This is a genomic window from Mesorhizobium sp. M4A.F.Ca.ET.020.02.1.1, assembly GCF_004022645.1.
Taxonomy (GTDB): Bacteria; Pseudomonadota; Alphaproteobacteria; order Rhizobiales; family Rhizobiaceae; genus Mesorhizobium.
Window position 1 is genome coordinate 1 of the sequence record NZ_RZOI01000978.1, and the last position, 1803, is coordinate 1803.

Annotated in this window: 2 protein-coding genes and 1 pseudogene; all 3 read left to right on the plus strand. The window is 63.4% G+C overall.

All coding sequences use genetic code 11. The features are described from left to right. Nucleotides 1-252: pseudogene (locus EN742_RS33845) on the plus strand (RraA family protein); the annotation flags it as partial. 58 nt (nucleotides 253-310) lie between these two features. Next, on the plus strand, nucleotides 311-1255 hold the full coding sequence (locus EN742_RS33850; RefSeq protein ID WP_245482331.1) for a D-2-hydroxyacid dehydrogenase family protein: 945 nt from the start codon (nucleotides 311-313) through the stop codon (nucleotides 1253-1255). Nucleotide 1256: 1 nt separating this feature from the next. After that, nucleotides 1257-1803: SDR family NAD(P)-dependent oxidoreductase (locus EN742_RS33855; RefSeq protein ID WP_128333818.1), on the plus strand; the 547-nt coding region annotated here is incomplete at its 3' end.

The following is a 1803-nucleotide window of genomic DNA, read 5'->3' on the forward strand; positions in this document are numbered from 1 at the left end:
ACGGAGGTCACGCCGGCGACGGGCAAATGGCGTATCGAAACCGTGGAGATCAATGGCGACATCCAGATCGCCGGCATAAGGGTAGGGGCGGGCGACATCGTGGTCGCCGACGAAACCGGTGTCTGCTTCATCCCGATCGCGCGAGCCGCCGAGGTTCTCGCGAAAGCGTTGAAGAAGTCGGCGTTCGAAGAGGCAAAGTGCGAGGCGATCGACTCCGGCGTCGCCGTAGCGGACCTGCCCAGCAATGCGTAACGCGACAAGAAATTCATCGCGAAAACTGCGCGTCGCCATCATCAACGATTACCAGGACGTGGTTCGCACGCTGGATTGCTTTTCCAAGCTGGAGGGCCATGACGTCAGCATCTGGACCGACATCGTCGCGGATATCGACGTCCTGGCGGACCGGCTGTCCGATGCGGATGTGCTGGTACTGATGCGCGAGCGAACCCGGGTCGGTGAAGACCTGCTCTGCCGCCTGCCCAACCTGAAGCTCATCAGCCAGAACGGCCACATTCCCCACATCGATCTGGGCGCCTGCGACAGGCACGGCGTCATCGTTTCCTCCGCGGTCACAGCGCGCCCGTCCTATTCCACGGTTGAACTTACCTGGGGGTTGATCATCGCAGCGATGCGCAACATCCCGTTTGAAACCGCATCGCTGCGCCAGGGCCACTGGCAGACGACCATCGGGCTTGGTCTGAGGGGCCGTGTTCTCGGCATCTACGGTTTCGGCAGATTGGGCTCGATGGTCGCGCAGATCGGCAGGGCCTTCGGCATGGAGGTGCTGGTTTGGGGCCGCCAAGGCTCGCTTGCCCGCGCCCAGTCCGAGGGCTTCAAAACCGCTTCCGACAGGGCCACGTTGTTCAGGCTGTCGGATGTTCTCAGTTTGCACCTGCGGCTGACTGCCGAGACCGCCGGTGCGATCGGTCCTGATGACCTGGCCCTGATGAAGCCGACCGCATTGCTGGTGAACACCAGCCGCGCCGAATTGATTCAACCCGGAGCGCTGGTGGCGGCGCTGAAGAGCGGCAGCCCCGGAAAGGCCGCCATCGACGTCTTCGAACGCGAGCCGCTTACCGATGCGGCCGATGCCCTGCTCGGGCTTCCCAATGCGCTGTGCACGCCGCACCTCGGCTACGTTGAACGGGACAATTACGAATTCGCCTACGGCAACGCGTTTGACCAGATCGTCGCGTTCGCCGAGGGGAACCCGATCAACGTCCATAGTGTCCATGACCTGAGACAGGATCACTGAAATGAACCTCGAACTCGACGACAAGGTCGTCCTGATAACCGGCGGCAGCAAGGGAATAGGGCTGGCTTGCGCGCGCGCCTTCGCGAGGGAAGGTGCCCGCGTGGTGATCGTATCGCGCAGCCAGCAGAACCTGGACGCCGCAAAGGCGAAGCTTGCTGCCGATGGCCTGTCGGCGGCGAGTTTCGCCGCCGACCTGTCGGACGGGCTTGCCGCGAAGCAAATGGTCGCCATCGTCGAGGACCAGGTGGGCCCGATTGCGTCACTGGTCAATTCGGCTGGAGGCGCCAGGCGAGTTCCTCCTGACGAGCTGACGCCAGACAAGTGGCGCATTGCGATGGACGCCAAATTCTTCACCTACATGAACGTCATGGACTATGTCCTGCCTCTGATGGTGCAAAGGCAGGCCGGCACAGTCGTCAACATCGTCGGCACGGGCGGCAAAGTCGCCTCACCCATGCATCTGCCCGGCGGAGCCGCCAACGCAGCACTGATGCTCGCCTCGGCGGGGCTCGCGGCTGCCTGGGGGCCGGCGGGCGTGGGGGTCAACG